We start from the raw sequence: 14,868 nt of genomic DNA on the forward strand, positions 1-14,868 counted from the left end.
TCGTGATCAGTCGTGTGCTCCCCTTTTTCGGGTAGTCGTCGGGGTGTCGCTATCGTGGAGGGGTCGACGGCGGATGGGTGGGTGGAACCGCCGACCACGAGCTAATTGGGTTTCCCAACCACACGGCACCAGCCGATGGACGGTTCTCGCGGATCACGGCCTACTCCGTCCCCTCGGGAAGCCGGTGCGACACACCGCGACGAAGTGGCCGAGCAGAAAGTGGGGGTGGGACCGTCGCGGACTCCCGTTGGTCGTCCGCGAGGTCCCCTTCGCTCCACTCCCTGCTTCGAATCCTGCCGTGCGGTTTTTCCCCACGTTTTTGCGAGGGAACGGAGTGACCGAGCAAAAAGTGGGAGTGGGACCGCCCGGGTTGGAACCGAAGCCGTGGCTGTACTCCTCACTCGTCGGTGTCGGTGTCGTCATGGTCGAAATCGAGGTTCTCGAGAAACGGTCGACGTCGCTCCTCGAGCCGCTCCCGAGGCGTCGCGACGTCGTAGTGCTGCTTGATAGTCGATACTGCGGAGTCCACACGCTCGGCGACGACCGCCGGCGGGAGCCCCTGGTCGAGTTGCCAAGTGATGCTACCCGACCGGATTTGGTGGACCGACCGCGAGGACGGGCACTTACTCGCGTGCGAGTAGCGCGTCCACTCGCACGTTTCTCGGTCCTTCCCGTGAGGACAGGGACCGTGGAGACACGGCTCCGTCGCGAGGTACGCCCAGTCCCGCATCGTCGACTCCGCGGGGCGCCCGCGAGTACTCGCGAGCAGCGGCGCGCGTCCGTGATCGTCGAGGACGTCGTATCGGTTCTCGTCGATGAACGTCTCGACGACGTCGACGACACCCTCCGGGATCCCGATCGGCCGCTCGCCGTCGGACTTGTTCTTGAGCGGGGATCCCGTCGACGGTCGGTGACGGACGTCGACGTACTGATGCTCGGGGTAGAAGTCGCGGACGTCGAGCGCCCGTAGGGCACCCTGCCGCGCCCCGGTCCACCACGCCAATTTGAGCAGAGCGTGGTTTCGTGACCCGTACGAGTCCGAGCCGCGGTAGTACCGTAGCAACTCCCGCGCGTCGGCGGCCTCGAGGGAGACGTCGTCCGATATCTCGTCCTTGTCGACGTCGGGAATCCGCACCGAGTCGGCGAGGTCGTCGACGGCGTCGATCTGCTCCAGGTACTCGGTGAACTGCCGAAGCGTCTGCATCTCGTTCTGCAGGGTCGCCGGCGCGACGCGGCCGCTCCGAAGGCCGTAGTAGTCGTCGAAGTCGTACCCGCGCAGCTCGTCGACGCGGTCGATGCCGATTCCCTCGACCCACTCGACCCACAGCTTGAGTCGGTACTTCCACGACTGCACCGACGCGTCGGTCGCGTCCGCGCGCCGGCGTCGGAGGTACCGCTGCACCGCGCCGCGGGGGGAGAGGGCACCGGGATCACGGTCGCGCTCGCCCATCCTCGTACTCCGCGCTCGCGTCGACTTCGACGGCGGACAGACCGGCACCCGTCGCCCACCCCATCGCCCGGGAGATAGCGCGCGTCTCCGCGAGCTCGTTGAGGTTCCCGACTGCACCGGCGAGGTCCTCGGCCTCGATGTGTGCGGTCCCAGTCGCCTCCGCGACGATGTCGTCGCCGTCGAGAACCTGGGCTTCGCACTCGGCGAGCGTCGAGTCCGTTTCGGACTGGAGCGTCACCATGTCCCGGCGGATACGGTACCCCTCCGAGCGCGCAAGACGCTGCCAGCCCTCGCGACGGATGTACGGGTCACCTCCGAGGGTCATCACGAACCGCTCATCGACGCCTTCGATGGCGCTCGCGAACGGATCGTCAAGTTGCGGCGCGGGGCGCTCGGCACGATCGTCCCGATCGGGGACGTCGGCGCTCGCCTCCTGGACGTCGTCGATCACGTCGGCCGTCGTGTTCGCCTCGGCGTCGACCGACTCGGCGTCTACCACGTCGGTCTGTTCGACGTCGGGATGATCCCGGGCGTCGTCGACCTCGAGGACGTCGTCGACGGTCTTGATGAGGCCCTCGTTCAGCGTCGCCTCCATGGCGAGCGCGACCAGGTGGGCACACACGCCGCCGGCGAGGTCGTCCTGATGCATGACGAACCCGTCGCAGTCGCAGTAGCCAATCTCGCCCTCGTCGTCCTCGACGAGGACCACGTCGTGGGGATCCCCGTCGCCCACGATCATGGTGGCGCGGCCCGGGGCGTCGCCGACGTCGACGGTGACGTCCTCGTCCCGGGCGCGCTCGAAGGCGGTCGCGTCCTGGTACCGCGCTTCCATCGGGTCGACCCTGCGCGCTTGGTGGGGGAGCGAGAGGTTCATCCGTCGCCCTCCGCGACACGGTCGACGGCGTCCAGGTCGACGCGCTCCTCGACGTCAAGAGCGGCGTCTTCGACCGCCCCGGCGACGTTTCTACCGCTCCGTCCGTCCCCGGGGTGGTCAGTCATCTCGACCGCGACGAGTTTGTCGAGCGTCCGCGTCAGTTCGACGAGCGCCGCGTTCTGAATCCGCATCTGTTCGGCGACGTCTTCGATGGCCTCGGCCTGCCGTTCCATCGCATTCAGGCGCTCGAAGCCGCCGTCCGTCTCGACGCTGTCTCCTTCGTCGACGTCGTCCTCCTGGTCGTCGCGACGCTCGCGCTCCTGGTCGACGCGCGTCTGGATCGCTTCGGACTCCGACCGGTGGAGGTACATCGAGACGTCGCCCGCGCCGGCCGCTTTGACCCTCTCGGCTCGCTCGACGAGGTCGTAGAGTCGGAGGACGCCGTCGTCCTCGTCCTCTTCGACGTCGACGACGCGGTAGGGGCTCCCGGCGACTTCGACCACGTCGCCGGGGTCGACCGTCGCGAGCACCGTCTCGGCGTCGAGGCCGCCGTCGGTAAGGGGCGATTTACTAAATGATTCCGAACCGTCAGAAATTCCGGGAGTGCCCCCCTTAGAGCCACTCCCGTTCATTCGTTGTCCTCCCGTGTTTTCACACCGTCGGACTTTTCGGCGAGTCGGCCGTCTGCCGAGTCGGGGGCGCTTGGGTCACCAGGCATGGTTCAGGCCGCCCCCTTCGACTCTTCCGGACCGTTGTCGTTCGTGTAGTCGATACCGAGCTTCTCCCGCGCGGCTTCACGGAACCACTCGCTTCGACTCTGTACGTCACCTGTTTCGGCCGCGTCCCGGGCTCGCTGCTGATCTATCTTCGTCAGCAACTCGTCCGGGACCGTGATCGATGGGCTTGCCATCGCGGTTGCTAACTTAGCGCGTTAGCAGAAAAAAGTTGCTACTGAACCAGCTTGCTAATCAACCAAACTCTTCTATCAGCAAGTGCTAAGATGGCATAATGGCACAACCGTCTATCAGTATCGAGGACGAGATGTTGGATATGGTCGACGCCAACCTCTCGTACGGCGATTCCCGGAGTGAGTGGATCCGCCATGCAATCGCGTTGCGACTCGACGTCGATCCGATTCTCGACGAGTTGTATGAGTCCTACCAGCGGGAGGAGCGGCGTGATCTTGTCGTCGCGGCGGTCCGGAAAGAGGTCGACCGGCGGAAGCAGGAAATCGAGAACGGGAATTAATTGTGGAGTGCGACGCTCAACTCCTGTCACGTTCCCAGGATTTTCTTGATGCGTTTAGCAACTTGGATCGGTTAACTGATGCGCAACGTTGGGGCCACGTTGATAGCGTTCGTTATTCGAGTAAGGGGATAATCTTGGATACCCCACTGCCTGGTTTTAATGCCAAAATAAATTATGTGAGCAGCCAACTGGAAAATATACAACATACGATATCGGTTCTTTCAGAGGGTGTGATTGGATATCTCAAAGATGGAGGAGTAGTCGTTGTACTCTGTTCGCATCGAGGGGCGGAGTACGGTGATAAATTCAAAGGTAATCTGGAATGGCTGGCAGAAACGTTTGATTTTGATTATTCAATATTGGAATCGCCAGCACCGGTAATACAACCAACGGAGATTGGTCCGGTGAGGTCATACTTAGAGTACGTTGACACAACACGTGTCTGTCTTGGTGGGTTTGCCCCACCAGTCCAGCCCCTTGCACAGACTGATTCAGAGGAATGTAATCCAGCTGTATTGCTCGAAGCGTACCTTGACCCAAGTTTGACCAAGAGAGATTTTGATGGTAAGATAGTTTTTCTCCCCCGCCCTCGCTCCTTCGCTCCAATCAGTGTGCCAGTCGCGCGTCGGCTGTTAGAGATAATCGACTACTTCTCGCCGAAATCGGTAGGACCGGATCAAGCCTCACTTTTGGAATTCGACACACCGAGTATTGAGCAACAGGTATACGATGAGCAGTTGGACGAGGACTTAGAAGCAAGCTGCGTTTCGAAAGTCCGCAGAGGAGAGCATTCCGACGCCATCGCCGCAGCTGGGAAGATCCTCGGTGAACGAGTCAGAAATGCGGATTCAGAGAAACTTGGCGGTCTCACATCGACAGAACTGATGGAGCAGGCATTTCGCAGAGGTGGGGGGGCGTTCAGGTGGGCCGAGGAGGACAACGAGCAGAAGGGTTTGATGTTTCTTTACGCTGGGGCAATAGCGGCGATGCGAAATCCAATGAGCCATCGGAATCCCGATCCCGAACGAGGAAGATTCCTTGACGATGTCGATGCAACAGTAGCGATGCGTTACATAGTGTTCGTAGATCTGTTGCTGAAAATGCTCGACAGGTACGAGACGCCTGAGGAAGGGGGGGAGGAGTAGCCGATGGTGTCGGCCGTCGCCGTGATCGGGGCGAGCCCGGTAGCGAGGAAATGGATCGACAGCGAGGACGAATAGGATGCAATTCTACCATGTCGACCGCGACTGTTCACTTGAGGAGGGGCAAGAGATCACGCTCAAACCAATATCTGAGGCGTCTATCCTCCGAAAAGACGTTGCTCATGAATTGTATCCTGAAGGGGTGACATCGCACGGGGAAAAGTATCTCTCGCCGCCAGAGAATGACGAGGACCAGCAATCATACTGGATCGAGGCGTGGTGTGAGGTGATTCGGTTACTCGAATTCCCTGAGAAGACGTCTCGGTTTCAATCCGTTTTCGGGTGTGAAACCCCGGACGCGGCTGAAGCGTTCGCTCGGGAGTTTTCTTCTGACCAAGATGAAGCAATCATCTGGAAGGTGGAGGCCGACAACACACGAACTGTCGAGATGGGATACAATCAGCTGGGTGCAGGTGTTGAATTACTGTCGAATATCCACTACCAGCGGAAATATTGGGAAGGTGAGCAGCCCCCCGAAATGACGCAGGGCCTCACAGAGATACTCGCGGAACCGCCTATACGTGTTCTCGGCGAGGAAAGACGGATTTCCTTAGTCTGAGTCGTCGACGCGGCTCCATTCGCTTTCCCGTTCCCATGATGCACCACAGTCGATACACTCCCAGTCCTCACTCGGGAAGTAGGGGGCGGCCATTTCTCCATTACAGTCGGGGCACCGCACTCACAGCCACCCCACCTTTTCGCGCTCGCGGCGCTGCGCCTTCGGCGAGGCCTCGCCCCGGTAGTGGTCGAGGAACGTCTCAAGGTCGGCCCACCCGCCCCACAGGAGCGCCACCTGTTCGTCGACGTCGCTGTTCGCGAGCGATCCGGCCCAGGTGCGACGGAGATCGTGGAACGACAGATACGACCACCGGTCGTCGCCCGTCTCGTCGACGAGGACGTTGGCGGTTGTGGTGACCCATCGACGGAGCGTCCTCGTCGAGCGGTCGATGATCGGGACGTCCGGGTCGGCGTCGCGATGCTCGCCGATCGCACGGATCGTGGCGGCGAGGGTCGGGGGGATGGGCGTCTCGCGCGGCTTGTCACCCTTCCCGGCGACGATGCGGAGCATCGTTCCGACCTGGTCGTCGTCGACGACGTGCGCGGGCGCGACGTCAAGGACCTCGTGGCTTCGGAGCCCACCCCGGGCACCGAGCGCGAAGGCGATGCGCCTGCGCTGCTCGTCGGCGTGCTCGAGGAGGAGGTCGACCTCCTGGTCGGAGAGCCACACGCGCCGGCCATCCTTCTCGTCGAACGGTTCCGTTAGCATGGCCGGGAAGCGCGCTTTGCGGTCACTTCCCCCGGGATCGGCGCCGTGATTACGCCGGTCCGGGTGGGGTTTCCGGCGTGATCGTGGCCGATTCCCCCCCGATTCTCGGTCACAGTTTGTCCTCCGGCCACCCGGGACCACCGGGTCCGATAGTTGGATCGAAGTCGTCGCGACGATCGTCCTCGATCAGATCCGCGAGCGCGCGGAGGACGTCGGGGTTCGTGACCGCGTCCAGGTAGGCGTCGCCGACGTCTTCCAGGAGGACCGGGTCGACGTCGGCGTCGACGATGAGGTCCCCGTCGTCGTCGACGGCTTCGATGGTGACGTAACCGGCCGATGCGTCGCCTTCCGCTTCGTCTTCGATTGTGAGCTTCATGAGTCGTAGTCCTCGAAGATCGCCTCGATTGGTAGCTTGTGCTGCTCGCCCTGGGAGTCGTGGCCCGAGGGTCCCCACCCACCGCGCGCGCCGATGATCCGCCCGACCTTCGCCGGGGGCTTCTGCACCAGGTGGGCGACCGGCTCGCGACCGTCGATGTCGAAGAGGACGAACGCGTAGCGCGCGCTCCCGTCGCGGTCGTGCTCGAGGAGTTGCTCGTGCTGCTCGCGCCACAGTCGGAACCGTCCGTCGGCGCCGTTCGCGAGCGTCGACAGGGCGGACTTGACCTCGAGGACGGCGCCGGAGTCCCGCTTTGCGTCGTACCACTCCGCGTCGACGAAGGGGTTGTATCCGGCGTAGACGTCGGTGGCGATCGTCTCGGCGAGGTCGCCGGTGTCCTCCTGGAGGCGACGGCGCTCGGTCCGGCTGAGTCGATGACGTTGGGTCATGCAAACCGCGCCTCCGCTTTCACGTCCTCGTCGAGAACAGTCCCCGAGTCGTCGTGAAGGACGCCGGTGTAGCGGTCGGGCGTCGCGTCGACGGCGTCCCAGTCGAAGCCCATCTTCCGGAGGACCGACGACTTCCGGTTCTCGTTCGCCATGTCGAAGATGAGCCGGTACTCCGACTGTCGAAGCGCCTGCTTGTCGTAGGCGGTCGGGTCCTGGGTGATCGCGACGAACTTGATGTTCCGCTTCACCCCGCGCTTGCAGAACCGGCGGACCGTCTTCACCGCCTCCATATCCTCGCTCGTTGCGTCCTGGGGCGCGACGTCTTGGACCTCGTCGACGATCACCTGCATCATGAGCTCTCGATCGGCCCGATCGGCGACACCGAACAGGAACTTCTGCAGCTCGAGGATGTCGCGCTGGCGGTCGTGACTCACCCACTCGATCGCAAACTCGTTGTTCGCGAAGGCTTCGCGAAGGCCGTCGATCGACTGGACGGTGTATCCGGGGACGTCGTCGACCCGGTCGATCCCCGCCTCGTTGAGCCACACCGAGACACGCGGACTCGTCGCTTGGAGTTCGCGGCAGATCGACGTCTTTCCGGTTTGCGTTTTCCCGAGGACGGCCATGTTGTATCCGTCGGTCCACGGGATCCCGGTGTCGTAGATGGGTGTCTCAGTCATGCTTCCAAGCCGGGCGGGAGCCCGTCGTCGTCCTGGTCGTCCTGGTCGTCGGGCTCGTCGAGGGAGACGGTTTTGAGCGTCTCGCCGAAGCCGATCACGAGGTCGAGCGCGGCGGGCATCCCGTCGAAGTTGCCCATCTTCATGAACGCGCGGTAGATCCTCGAGGGGCCTCCGAGGTCGGGGTTCCACGGCGAATCGACCTCTGCGAGCGATGGCGACGGGTCTGTTGAGAGCAGCATCTCCCGGAGTTGGGACGTCGATCCCATGCCCGACGTCTCGCTCGCGTCCGCGCCTTCGGCGGCGGCGTGCTGCTCGGTTGCCTCGGCGGCCGCTTCGCTCGCGTCGGTTGGACCGCTCGGATCGACGTCGACGGCGTCGGACGGGAGGATTCCGTCGCCGCTCATCGGACGATTCGCCCCCCGTCAGCCTCGACCACGGCCTGACAGTTCGTGCAGAACTTGTCCCCGGCTTCGGTGGTGATCGTGACTCCGTTGTCGAGGTCGACGTCGGTGCCTTCGGGGATCTCCTCGAGGTCGGGACTGTCGCAACAGTTCATATTCTCACCTCCGTTGTCGTCGGTGGTCGTCTCGGGCGGTCCCTCGAGGCCGAGCCCGGCCCCGTCGGTTCGGGCCGGGTCGTCGTTTGGGGTCGACCCTTCGGGTGTGGGGGTATCCCCGACGCCGTCTTGTGGGGTGGGACCCTTCTCGTCGCCAGGGTCCCCATCCTCGTTTTCGAGGGGGATGATGCGACGGTCGTATTGTTCGAAGTCGCAGTTTCGTTCATGCGATTTGTGGCCTCTCACGTCGAACCACAGTCCGCAGTGTTGACACTGTCTATCGGTCGATTTCTGCTGTTCCCTGTTTCCTTTCATAGCGGGAAAAGCCCCCATACGTCGGCCCCGAAACTTGCCAGCCCCCCCATGCTAATCCCGAAGGCTCGCGCGGCCACCACCCCGAATCCGAATCGGGTGAACCCTCGCGTTCGTTGGTTCCCCAAAATATCGCAGGCGGCGGCGACTATGAACCCAACCAGGAGCGCCCCGAGAGGACCGACAAAGGGCATACCCCCACTTCAACCGCGAGATACATCAACCCGACTAAGGGTGCCCCCCCAAATCGGTCGCTACCCCACCCTAAGAGTCGATTATACGTGTCTGAGCCCTCGGTGAGAGCGTAGCATGGCAGAAATTCCAGTCCCGCTCACGGACCAGGAGGTCGACACCTCCGATCCGACTTCGGCGGGCATGATGATCGGACTGCTCATCGTGGGGTTCGCGATCTTCGCGATGGCACAGGGTATCGGGGGCTATCTCGCTTCCCGTGCGAACAGCGCGCTCGGTGACCTCATCGGCTTCAACCCGGCGACGGGCGAAGACTCCGATAGTGGCCTGGGGGTGATGTAAGATGCCCAAGCAGCTCGTCGTCGACGGCCGCGCGGCCGGACTCGGCAACAAGAAGACGATCCGGGCCGGCGACCTCGACCAGGACGACCTCAAGGCCGGCACCGAGGTAACCGTCTGGCAGAAGCAGGTCAACGACGACCAGCTTCTGTATCACGGCTACGGGCCGGATCGGCGCTCCGCCGCGAGCGGGTTCGTCTACATGGACCTCGTCGCTTCTGGCAACGGTACCGCGACCGCTGGTGACGACATCCGCGGCGACGTCGTCCTGGCGGTCACCGACTCCGAAGGCGACCGCGTGCTCGCGAGCGTCACGTTCGAGTCCCTCGAGGAACTCCGCGACTCGGCGAACGACGAGCGCACCGAGCGCGTGATCGAAGCGGCCATGTCGGCCGAGGGTGACCTCGCCGGCCCTGGCCGCAACCTCGAGGTCCGGATCGAAGCCGACGACACGAGCGACGGCTACGAGATCGACCCCGATGCATCGACCGGCAAGCTGTACTACGGCAAGGTCCAGCGATAGGAGGGGTCTCTCGTGACCCAAGCAGACGAGCGGCGCGATACCATCCATTTTTCGGAGAGTGTCGATCCGGGAGAGACGATCACACTCACGAAAGAGATGGATCGCGACGCGACGATCGAGACGATCGAAGTGCGGATTTACCGCGGTGCCGAGTTCGCTCTCCAGGCGACGCCGTTCAAAGACGTCGAACCGTCGTCCGACACCGAGCGACGCGTCCCGCTACTGACGTACCGCGGTCGCGAGTACATCGCCGGCGACGCAGATCGGTTCAGCTTCCCGGTCGCTCGCGAAGTGCGTGAAGGCCGGACTGTCGGCGTCGAGGTCGAGAACACCGCAGATCAGTATGCGTACAACTTCAACGTGAGCATCGTCGTCGAGTACGCTGGTGGCGCGAGCCGGATCCTGGCGCCGCTTCGGAGGTGGCTCTAATGCCGAGCGAGGAGTTCTCCCAGGCGGTCCGCGGAAGCTCCGCCGAGCCAATCTCGACGAACGCCACCGGGACGATGGAGACGGACAACTACGAGTTCGGCGGCGCGTACTCCTACGACGGTGGCGGGTACCCGTACGAACTCAATCCCGAGGAGGTGATCCAGGAGCTATGGGTGACGCGAACCGCCGACATCGTCGCCCGGATCACCACGACCGGCGGCGACACCTTCGACCTCGAACTTGCCGGGGCGACCATCGTCGCGGACAAGTGGGAGATCGACAAGGTCGAGTTCCGTGACCCGAAGGGCGTGGGCGCGGCTATCGCCGGGGGGTGGGCCGGTGAGTGACGTAAATCAGCTTCTCCCGGAGAAGTTCTATAACTACGTCCAAGCTGGTACTCCTCCCAACGGCGTCGAAGAGGGCGAAACGTGGTACGAGACCGACGAAAACACCAGTTGGGTCTACGATGGCACCGACTGGGTCGAACTCAGCGTTACCGACCACGCTCAACTCACTGGTGTCGGGGCATCGGATCATCACAGTCCCGTCTCGGTCAGCCAACCCCTCGTCAACGGCGGGAGCCAGTCGCTCGATTTATCGCTCGGCGCCGCACTCCATGTCGACGGGAACGGCGACCTCGACATACCGGTGGACGGGATCACCTCGGCGCTGATCGACTCGAACGCGGTAGGCGACGGTCAACTCGACGGGACCTACCCGGATGGGTCGGTTAGTGGTGCGGATTTGTCGTTTGATCCGGCCACCCAAACGGAGTTAAACAATCACGTCGGAAATTCGACGGCACACCACGCCAAGCCCACGTCCACCCAATCGGAGAGCAAAAGCGGCGATTGGTCCATCCCCGAGCTTGGCGACTACAATCTTGAGTACGGGGGAGCGGGTAACGCAATCGACGCGGACATCGGCACGAACACCTCCCTCTCGCCGGACAGTAGTTACTACATCGAATTTAGGGGTGCCGTGGCCTTCAATTCGATCCGATACCGCGAGAGTGCCGGGGCGAACGAAACGATCAACGTCTGGGAAACTACGTCCCGGAACAACAAGATCACGCAATTCACCTCGGCGGCGGGGAGCTACAAGTCCGTTCCCCTCTCGGGGTTCTACGGCTCGGTAACGATCACGGCCCCCAACGGGAGCGACCTATCGGAGTTTCGCGTTATGACTCCGGCCCTTGCGGCACACAGCCATCAAATCTAACCAACCATGTCACGACTTGAGAGAGACAACCACGAGCGAGTCCAAGCACTCATTACGCTCCTCGAACGCGAGGGCGTGATTACATCGGAGTGGGCGGACGCGCTCAAATACGGCGAAGACCCCGACGAATTGAGGCACCGAAAGCGAAACGCAAGGGAAGGCCGGGACCCCCACGACGGGACCCCGCCCGGCCGAAGCGGCGACCGTGGGAACGGGAACGGGGGTGAGGCATAAATGGCGACTCTCGGCCGATGGGAAGGAGGCCTCCGAACCACCTTCTCGGTCGGCGAGCCCGCCCGCGGAACGCTCAAGATCGAAGCGCCGAACGGGGAAACGACACGAATCGGGAGCCACGGCGGCGGTCCCGCAAGTACCCGGATGCGTCCCCCGGACGTCCCAGGGACGTATTACCTGCTTGGCGACGGGGAGCGATTGGCCTCCGTGACGGTGACCCCAGAAATGGCCGCGTCCGATTCCACGGTCGGAACGGGCTGGAACGGGCGGATCGTGGACCTTTCTGGGTTCGCGTCCGGTGGCGGGGCCACGACCGAGCAAGAGGACTATAATCCGAACCCGGACCCCATCGACCCGTCGAACTACGCCGGCATCGTCAACGCCGACAACGAGCAGGGAGTTGCCTTGGCACCCGCACTCCGGCGAGAGGGCGTGGTGCTCGGCGCGGACACGTCAACGGTGACCCTCCCCGACGGCGAGACGGTCGACGTCGGCGCCATCAAGGAGAGTGACGAAGTCGCGCGGTACATCGAAGGCGACAACGCCGGCGACGTCGTCGAGTCTGATCAGCCGGCGACCGACTCCGGCCCGTCGAGCAGCGGCGGCTCCGGCTCGGGGTCCGGCATGATCGGCGCGGTCGGCGCCGGGGTCGTCCTGATCCTCGCGGCGATCGCAGCGCTCCTATTCGGAGGTGACTAACATGGCAACCAACCAGTCCAACGACAACGGTATGATCGCCGTGATCGCATCGCTCGCCGCCGTCGGCGCCGTGATCTACGCGGTCGTCGGCGGTGGCGATACCGTCCAACCCATCGTCGACATCCCGGAGGGCTTCGGGTCCTCCGAGTCGTCCGACAACGACGAACTGACCGACGTGCCCGGGATCTCCGAGCCCGACGCAAGCGATCCGACGTCGGGAGACTGGCAGTACGAGGACCCGGCGGACAACCCCAACAATCCCGGAGGTTGGGACCCCGACGACTACGATTTCGGTGGTCCCAACGGCGGGTCCGGCGGCTCGGACTCCTCGTCCGGCTCGACGGACGACGGGATCAACTGGGGCGGCGATTCCGGCGATACCACGTTTAGTGGGTCCGGCGGGTCGGACTCGGGTGGATCGGGGTCGTCCGATCCGCTCGACTCCGGGTCGTCCGGAATCGTCGACTCGATCGGCCAAACGATCCCTGGCGTCTCGGTCGGGCGTGAGGTCCTTGGGAGGCTCTGACCATGCCCGCGGGAGTCCCCTACTCGACGCACTTCGGGCTCTCGGCGGGTCGTGCCATCGCCGAGGCTATCGGCGACGGGCGGTCGCCCCTGGAGGCGGACATCCCGAGCGAGGTCGGCGGCGTCGGCAACGTCATCTGGGACACGGTCTACGACCAACCCGAGTACGCCGACGACGTCGTCGACGTGCCAGGCCCGACCGTCGGCGACGGCGTCGACGATGTGACGTCCGGAGAGTCCCAGAACCCACTCCGGAACATCTCGGTGAATCTCAGGAACATCGGCCCTGACTGGCTCGACGAGGCGGCGATCGTCGTCGTCGTGCTCGCCGTCGTCGCCGTCGGACTGTGGCTCGTCCGGCCGCTCCTGTCGATCGGCGCGGGGGTGGCCGAGTAGACGATGATCGACGTCGGATGGCTCGGCTCTCCGGTGGACGTCGGGACCTTCGTCATGGTCACCGTCCTGTTCGTCTACCGGATGAAACCGCGCGTGCAGCTCATCGCCGCGGCCGTGGTCGCGCTCGCGGAGGGTCGCGACGACGTCGACGACGATCGTCTCCGTGACGAACTCGACGTCGACGAGCGCGCGGTCGAAGCGCTAGAGCCGCGCATCGTCTATCGGGACGGTGACGAGTCGTGATCCCGTCGGAACCTCCCGCGTGGCTGTTTCACCGTATCCCGCTCTGGGCGTTCCTTCTAGCGCTCATGACGGCGCCGTGGAAATGGAACCAGTACGCGAAGCGGGTCATGAAGCGACTCGATCCCTGGAGTGAAGCCGATGACGAGTGAGCTTCCCGACGAGTGGGAGCGCGTCGCCGAACACGTCCGATGGCCCCAGCCGGACCTTCGACGGCACTACCCTGGCGACGGGAGCGTCGTCCTCGAGGATCCGGAGGGCCGGCCGATCATGCGCTCGGACACGATCGCCGACGACGTCGTCGGCGATCTCGAGAAAGGTGCCCCGGAGTGACTTCGCTCGCGTAGATCACGCCGACCACCTCGAAAAGCGGCGGTTCCTGCCGGCACGTACTGAGAGACTTCACAGCCGATCCGAGAGTACTGAGGGACGCTGAAACATCGAAAACGCACCGCTACGCACCGCTACAGCCGATTTACCTCACTCTAACGAACACATACTTACGAAACTACACTTGGAGTAGGCTACAGCCTACTTTCGTGGTGGGGGCTTGGAGTGGTAGGTCGCGGGCACCGTTCTACGTCCTCCCTCTGTGAAGCTCCTCAGCGAGTTGCGTATCGCTGAGGTCGTCGTCGACGAGACGCACGAGTTCGTCCTCGAGGTCGTCACGGTCCACGACGAGACGGTTCGCGGCGTCGTCGCGCTCCTGGACGCGGATCGAACCCCACCGGCTGACGAGCTTGTCCCAGGCGTCGTGAACGGTCCGATGATGGAGGTTCGTCTCCGGTCGGGCCATGTCGACGACGTCGCCGGCCGTCACGGCGCCGCCCTTCCCCGCGGTCTTGATCGCTTGCCTGACGAGTTCGTTGCGGGAAAGGAGCTCCGCGCGCTTGACCTTCGTCGGACCGCCGTCGGCGCGGGCCCGGTCGCTCGTCTCGCCGGCCACAGCGACCGCGAGTTCCGCGTCGTTCTTCGCCTCCTGGAGCTCTTCGCGAAGGCGTTCGTTCTCGTCCTCGAGCTCGTCGACGCGGTCGGCGAGGTCGCTGACCTTCGCGAAGAGTCCGTTCACGTTGTCGTCGATCCGCTCGACGTCGTCAGCGAGGGACTTCCCGGTACTCATGGTGGAGAGCACCCCCGCCGGAACCGGCCCGCCTCACCGGCGAGCGGGTCACGGATATGCTGGCGGACCGCCTCGCGGACGGCCTGCTCGCCGACGACGACGTGGTCGCTCCACCGATCGTCGTGGCGATTGTTCACGCGGTAGTAGAGGGTGACCTCGTCGATCTCCTCGCGGACGTAGCCGGTCCATCCGAGGTCGTCCTCCCACAGCCGGAGTTCGCCGTCGACGAACAGGTCGTCGATCTCGAGTTCGCGACGCTTCGTCACGACCGCACGGACCGAGTTGTCGTCTGCGTCCAGGTCGACGCGGACGTCGACCGGGTCCTCGACGCTCATGCGGACCACCTCGCGGAGCGGCCGCTACCTATCAGGGATCCCGGGAAAACGTACTTGTACGTAGTGGGACCGCCCGGATTCGAACCGGGGTCACGGGCACCCAAGGCCCGAAGTATACCAAGCTAACCCACGGTCCCGCACGTCCAACTGCTCCGCGCGGGCGCTAAAGGATTTCGTTCGGCTCATCCGGGCGACGGGACG

Annotated in this window: 25 protein-coding genes and 1 tRNA gene; 13 read left to right on the plus strand and 13 right to left on the minus strand. The window is 63.8% G+C overall.

Annotated elements, in window-relative coordinates:
- Positions 1-397: 397 nt before the first annotated feature.
- From EI982_RS09340 to EI982_RS09355, 4 genes are all read right to left on the minus strand, one after another.
- Positions 398-1,450 (minus strand): tyrosine-type recombinase/integrase, encoded by a 1,053-nt coding sequence (locus EI982_RS09340; protein WP_157689445.1) that lies wholly within the window; start codon positions 1,448-1,450, stop codon positions 398-400.
- Positions 1,431-2,324, minus strand: coding sequence for a hypothetical protein (locus EI982_RS09345; RefSeq protein WP_157689446.1), 894 nt, complete (start codon positions 2,322-2,324; stop codon positions 1,431-1,433). Before EI982_RS09345 ends, EI982_RS09340 begins: the two co-directional genes overlap by 20 nt.
- Positions 2,321-2,854, minus strand: coding sequence for a hypothetical protein (locus tag EI982_RS09350; RefSeq protein WP_157689447.1), 534 nt, complete (start codon positions 2,852-2,854; stop codon positions 2,321-2,323). Before EI982_RS09350 ends, EI982_RS09345 begins: the two co-directional genes overlap by 4 nt.
- 191 nt (positions 2,855-3,045) lie before the next feature.
- The gene (locus tag EI982_RS09355) at positions 3,046-3,234 is read right to left on the minus strand and encodes a ribbon-helix-helix domain-containing protein (RefSeq protein ID WP_157689448.1); all 189 of its coding nucleotides are present in this window, start codon (positions 3,232-3,234) and stop codon (positions 3,046-3,048) included.
- A gap of 98 nt (positions 3,235-3,332) precedes the next feature.
- On the opposite strand from EI982_RS09355, the gene EI982_RS09360 reads away from it, so the two are divergent.
- The 3 genes from EI982_RS09360 to EI982_RS09370 all read left to right on the plus strand — a co-directional run bounded on the left by EI982_RS09360 (position 3,333) and on the right by EI982_RS09370 (position 5,333).
- Entirely contained in the window at positions 3,333-3,572 is a 240-nt protein-coding gene (locus EI982_RS09360) for a hypothetical protein (protein WP_199243777.1), read from the plus strand.
- A gap of 134 nt (positions 3,573-3,706) precedes the next feature.
- Positions 3,707-4,717, plus strand: a complete 1,011-nt coding sequence (locus EI982_RS09365; RefSeq protein ID WP_157689449.1) for a TIGR02391 family protein — start codon at positions 3,707-3,709, stop codon at positions 4,715-4,717.
- A 76-nt stretch (positions 4,718-4,793) separates the two neighbouring features.
- Positions 4,794-5,333, plus strand: coding sequence for a DUF2441 domain-containing protein (locus EI982_RS09370; protein WP_157689450.1), 540 nt, complete (start codon positions 4,794-4,796; stop codon positions 5,331-5,333).
- Positions 5,334-5,453: 120 nt separating this feature from the next.
- Here EI982_RS09370 and EI982_RS09375 read toward each other — a convergent pair whose 3' ends face one another.
- From EI982_RS09375 to EI982_RS09400, 6 genes are all read right to left on the minus strand, one after another.
- On the minus strand, positions 5,454-6,041 hold the full coding sequence (locus EI982_RS09375) for a tyrosine-type recombinase/integrase (RefSeq protein ID WP_157689451.1): 588 nt from the start codon (positions 6,039-6,041) through the stop codon (positions 5,454-5,456).
- Positions 6,042-6,150: 109 nt separating this feature from the next.
- Positions 6,151-6,417 carry a hypothetical protein gene (locus EI982_RS09380; protein ID WP_157689452.1) on the minus strand — a complete coding sequence of 89 codons (267 nt, stop codon included), beginning with the start codon at positions 6,415-6,417 and terminating at the stop codon, positions 6,151-6,153.
- Positions 6,414-6,866 carry a PD-(D/E)XK family putative nuclease gene (locus EI982_RS09385; RefSeq protein ID WP_157689453.1) on the minus strand — a complete coding sequence of 151 codons (453 nt, stop codon included), beginning with the start codon at positions 6,864-6,866 and terminating at the stop codon, positions 6,414-6,416. Before EI982_RS09385 ends, EI982_RS09380 begins: the two co-directional genes overlap by 4 nt.
- The gene (locus EI982_RS09390; RefSeq protein ID WP_157689454.1) at positions 6,863-7,546 is read right to left on the minus strand and encodes a hypothetical protein; all 684 of its coding nucleotides are present in this window, start codon (positions 7,544-7,546) and stop codon (positions 6,863-6,865) included. Before EI982_RS09390 ends, EI982_RS09385 begins: the two co-directional genes overlap by 4 nt.
- Positions 7,543-7,950 (minus strand): hypothetical protein, encoded by a 408-nt coding sequence (locus EI982_RS09395; protein WP_157689455.1) that lies wholly within the window; start codon positions 7,948-7,950, stop codon positions 7,543-7,545. The genes EI982_RS09390 and EI982_RS09395 overlap by 4 nt, the downstream gene beginning before the upstream one ends.
- Positions 7,947-8,435 carry a hypothetical protein gene (locus EI982_RS09400; protein ID WP_157689456.1) on the minus strand — a complete coding sequence of 163 codons (489 nt, stop codon included), beginning with the start codon at positions 8,433-8,435 and terminating at the stop codon, positions 7,947-7,949. Before EI982_RS09400 ends, EI982_RS09395 begins: the two co-directional genes overlap by 4 nt.
- Positions 8,436-8,723: 288 nt before the next feature.
- Here EI982_RS09400 and EI982_RS09405 point away from each other — a divergent pair, with 288 nt between their 5' ends.
- The 10 genes from EI982_RS09405 to EI982_RS09450 all read left to right on the plus strand — a co-directional run bounded on the left by EI982_RS09405 (position 8,724) and on the right by EI982_RS09450 (position 13,545).
- Positions 8,724-8,948, plus strand: coding sequence for a hypothetical protein (locus tag EI982_RS09405; protein WP_157689457.1), 225 nt, complete (start codon positions 8,724-8,726; stop codon positions 8,946-8,948).
- Between the two features lies 1 nt (position 8,949).
- A complete protein-coding gene (locus EI982_RS09410) occupies positions 8,950-9,468 on the plus strand; it encodes a hypothetical protein (RefSeq protein WP_157689458.1) in 519 nt (172 codons plus the stop codon).
- A gap of 12 nt (positions 9,469-9,480) precedes the next feature.
- Complete coding sequence (locus EI982_RS09415; protein ID WP_157689459.1) at positions 9,481-9,897, plus strand: hypothetical protein; 417 nt, start codon at positions 9,481-9,483, stop codon at positions 9,895-9,897.
- Complete coding sequence (locus EI982_RS09420) at positions 9,897-10,244, plus strand: hypothetical protein (protein WP_157689460.1); 348 nt, start codon at positions 9,897-9,899, stop codon at positions 10,242-10,244. The genes EI982_RS09415 and EI982_RS09420 overlap by 1 nt, the downstream gene beginning before the upstream one ends.
- Complete coding sequence (locus EI982_RS09425) at positions 10,237-11,118, plus strand: hypothetical protein (RefSeq protein WP_157689461.1); 882 nt, start codon at positions 10,237-10,239, stop codon at positions 11,116-11,118. Before EI982_RS09420 ends, EI982_RS09425 begins: the two co-directional genes overlap by 8 nt.
- A gap of 234 nt (positions 11,119-11,352) precedes the next feature.
- A complete protein-coding gene (locus EI982_RS09430) occupies positions 11,353-12,051 on the plus strand; it encodes a hypothetical protein (protein WP_157689462.1) in 699 nt (232 codons plus the stop codon).
- A 1-nt stretch (position 12,052) separates the two neighbouring features.
- A complete protein-coding gene (locus tag EI982_RS09435; RefSeq protein WP_157689463.1) occupies positions 12,053-12,577 on the plus strand; it encodes a hypothetical protein in 525 nt (174 codons plus the stop codon).
- 2 nt (positions 12,578-12,579) lie between these two features.
- Positions 12,580-12,972 carry a hypothetical protein gene (locus EI982_RS09440; RefSeq protein ID WP_157689464.1) on the plus strand — a complete coding sequence of 131 codons (393 nt, stop codon included), beginning with the start codon at positions 12,580-12,582 and terminating at the stop codon, positions 12,970-12,972.
- 3 nt (positions 12,973-12,975) lie between these two features.
- Entirely contained in the window at positions 12,976-13,215 is a 240-nt protein-coding gene (locus EI982_RS09445) for a hypothetical protein (RefSeq protein ID WP_157689465.1), read from the plus strand.
- A 138-nt stretch (positions 13,216-13,353) separates the two neighbouring features.
- The gene (locus EI982_RS09450) at positions 13,354-13,545 is read left to right on the plus strand and encodes a hypothetical protein (protein WP_157689466.1); all 192 of its coding nucleotides are present in this window, start codon (positions 13,354-13,356) and stop codon (positions 13,543-13,545) included.
- A gap of 244 nt (positions 13,546-13,789) precedes the next feature.
- On the opposite strand, the gene EI982_RS09455 is transcribed toward EI982_RS09450, so the two are convergent.
- From EI982_RS09455 to EI982_RS09465, 3 genes are all read right to left on the minus strand, one after another.
- Positions 13,790-14,332: a hypothetical protein gene (locus EI982_RS09455; protein ID WP_157689467.1), complete on the minus strand. Its 543-nt coding sequence runs from the start codon at positions 14,330-14,332 to the stop codon at positions 13,790-13,792.
- Positions 14,329-14,667, minus strand: coding sequence for a hypothetical protein (locus EI982_RS09460; protein WP_157689468.1), 339 nt, complete (start codon positions 14,665-14,667; stop codon positions 14,329-14,331). The genes EI982_RS09455 and EI982_RS09460 overlap by 4 nt, the downstream gene beginning before the upstream one ends.
- A 64-nt stretch (positions 14,668-14,731) precedes the next feature.
- Positions 14,732-14,804, minus strand: a tRNA-Pro gene (locus tag EI982_RS09465).
- Between the last annotated feature and the right edge of the window lie 64 nt (positions 14,805-14,868).

Source organism: Haloplanus salinarum (genome assembly GCF_009762275.1).
GTDB lineage: Archaea > Halobacteriota > Halobacteria > Halobacteriales > Haloferacaceae > Haloplanus > Haloplanus salinarum.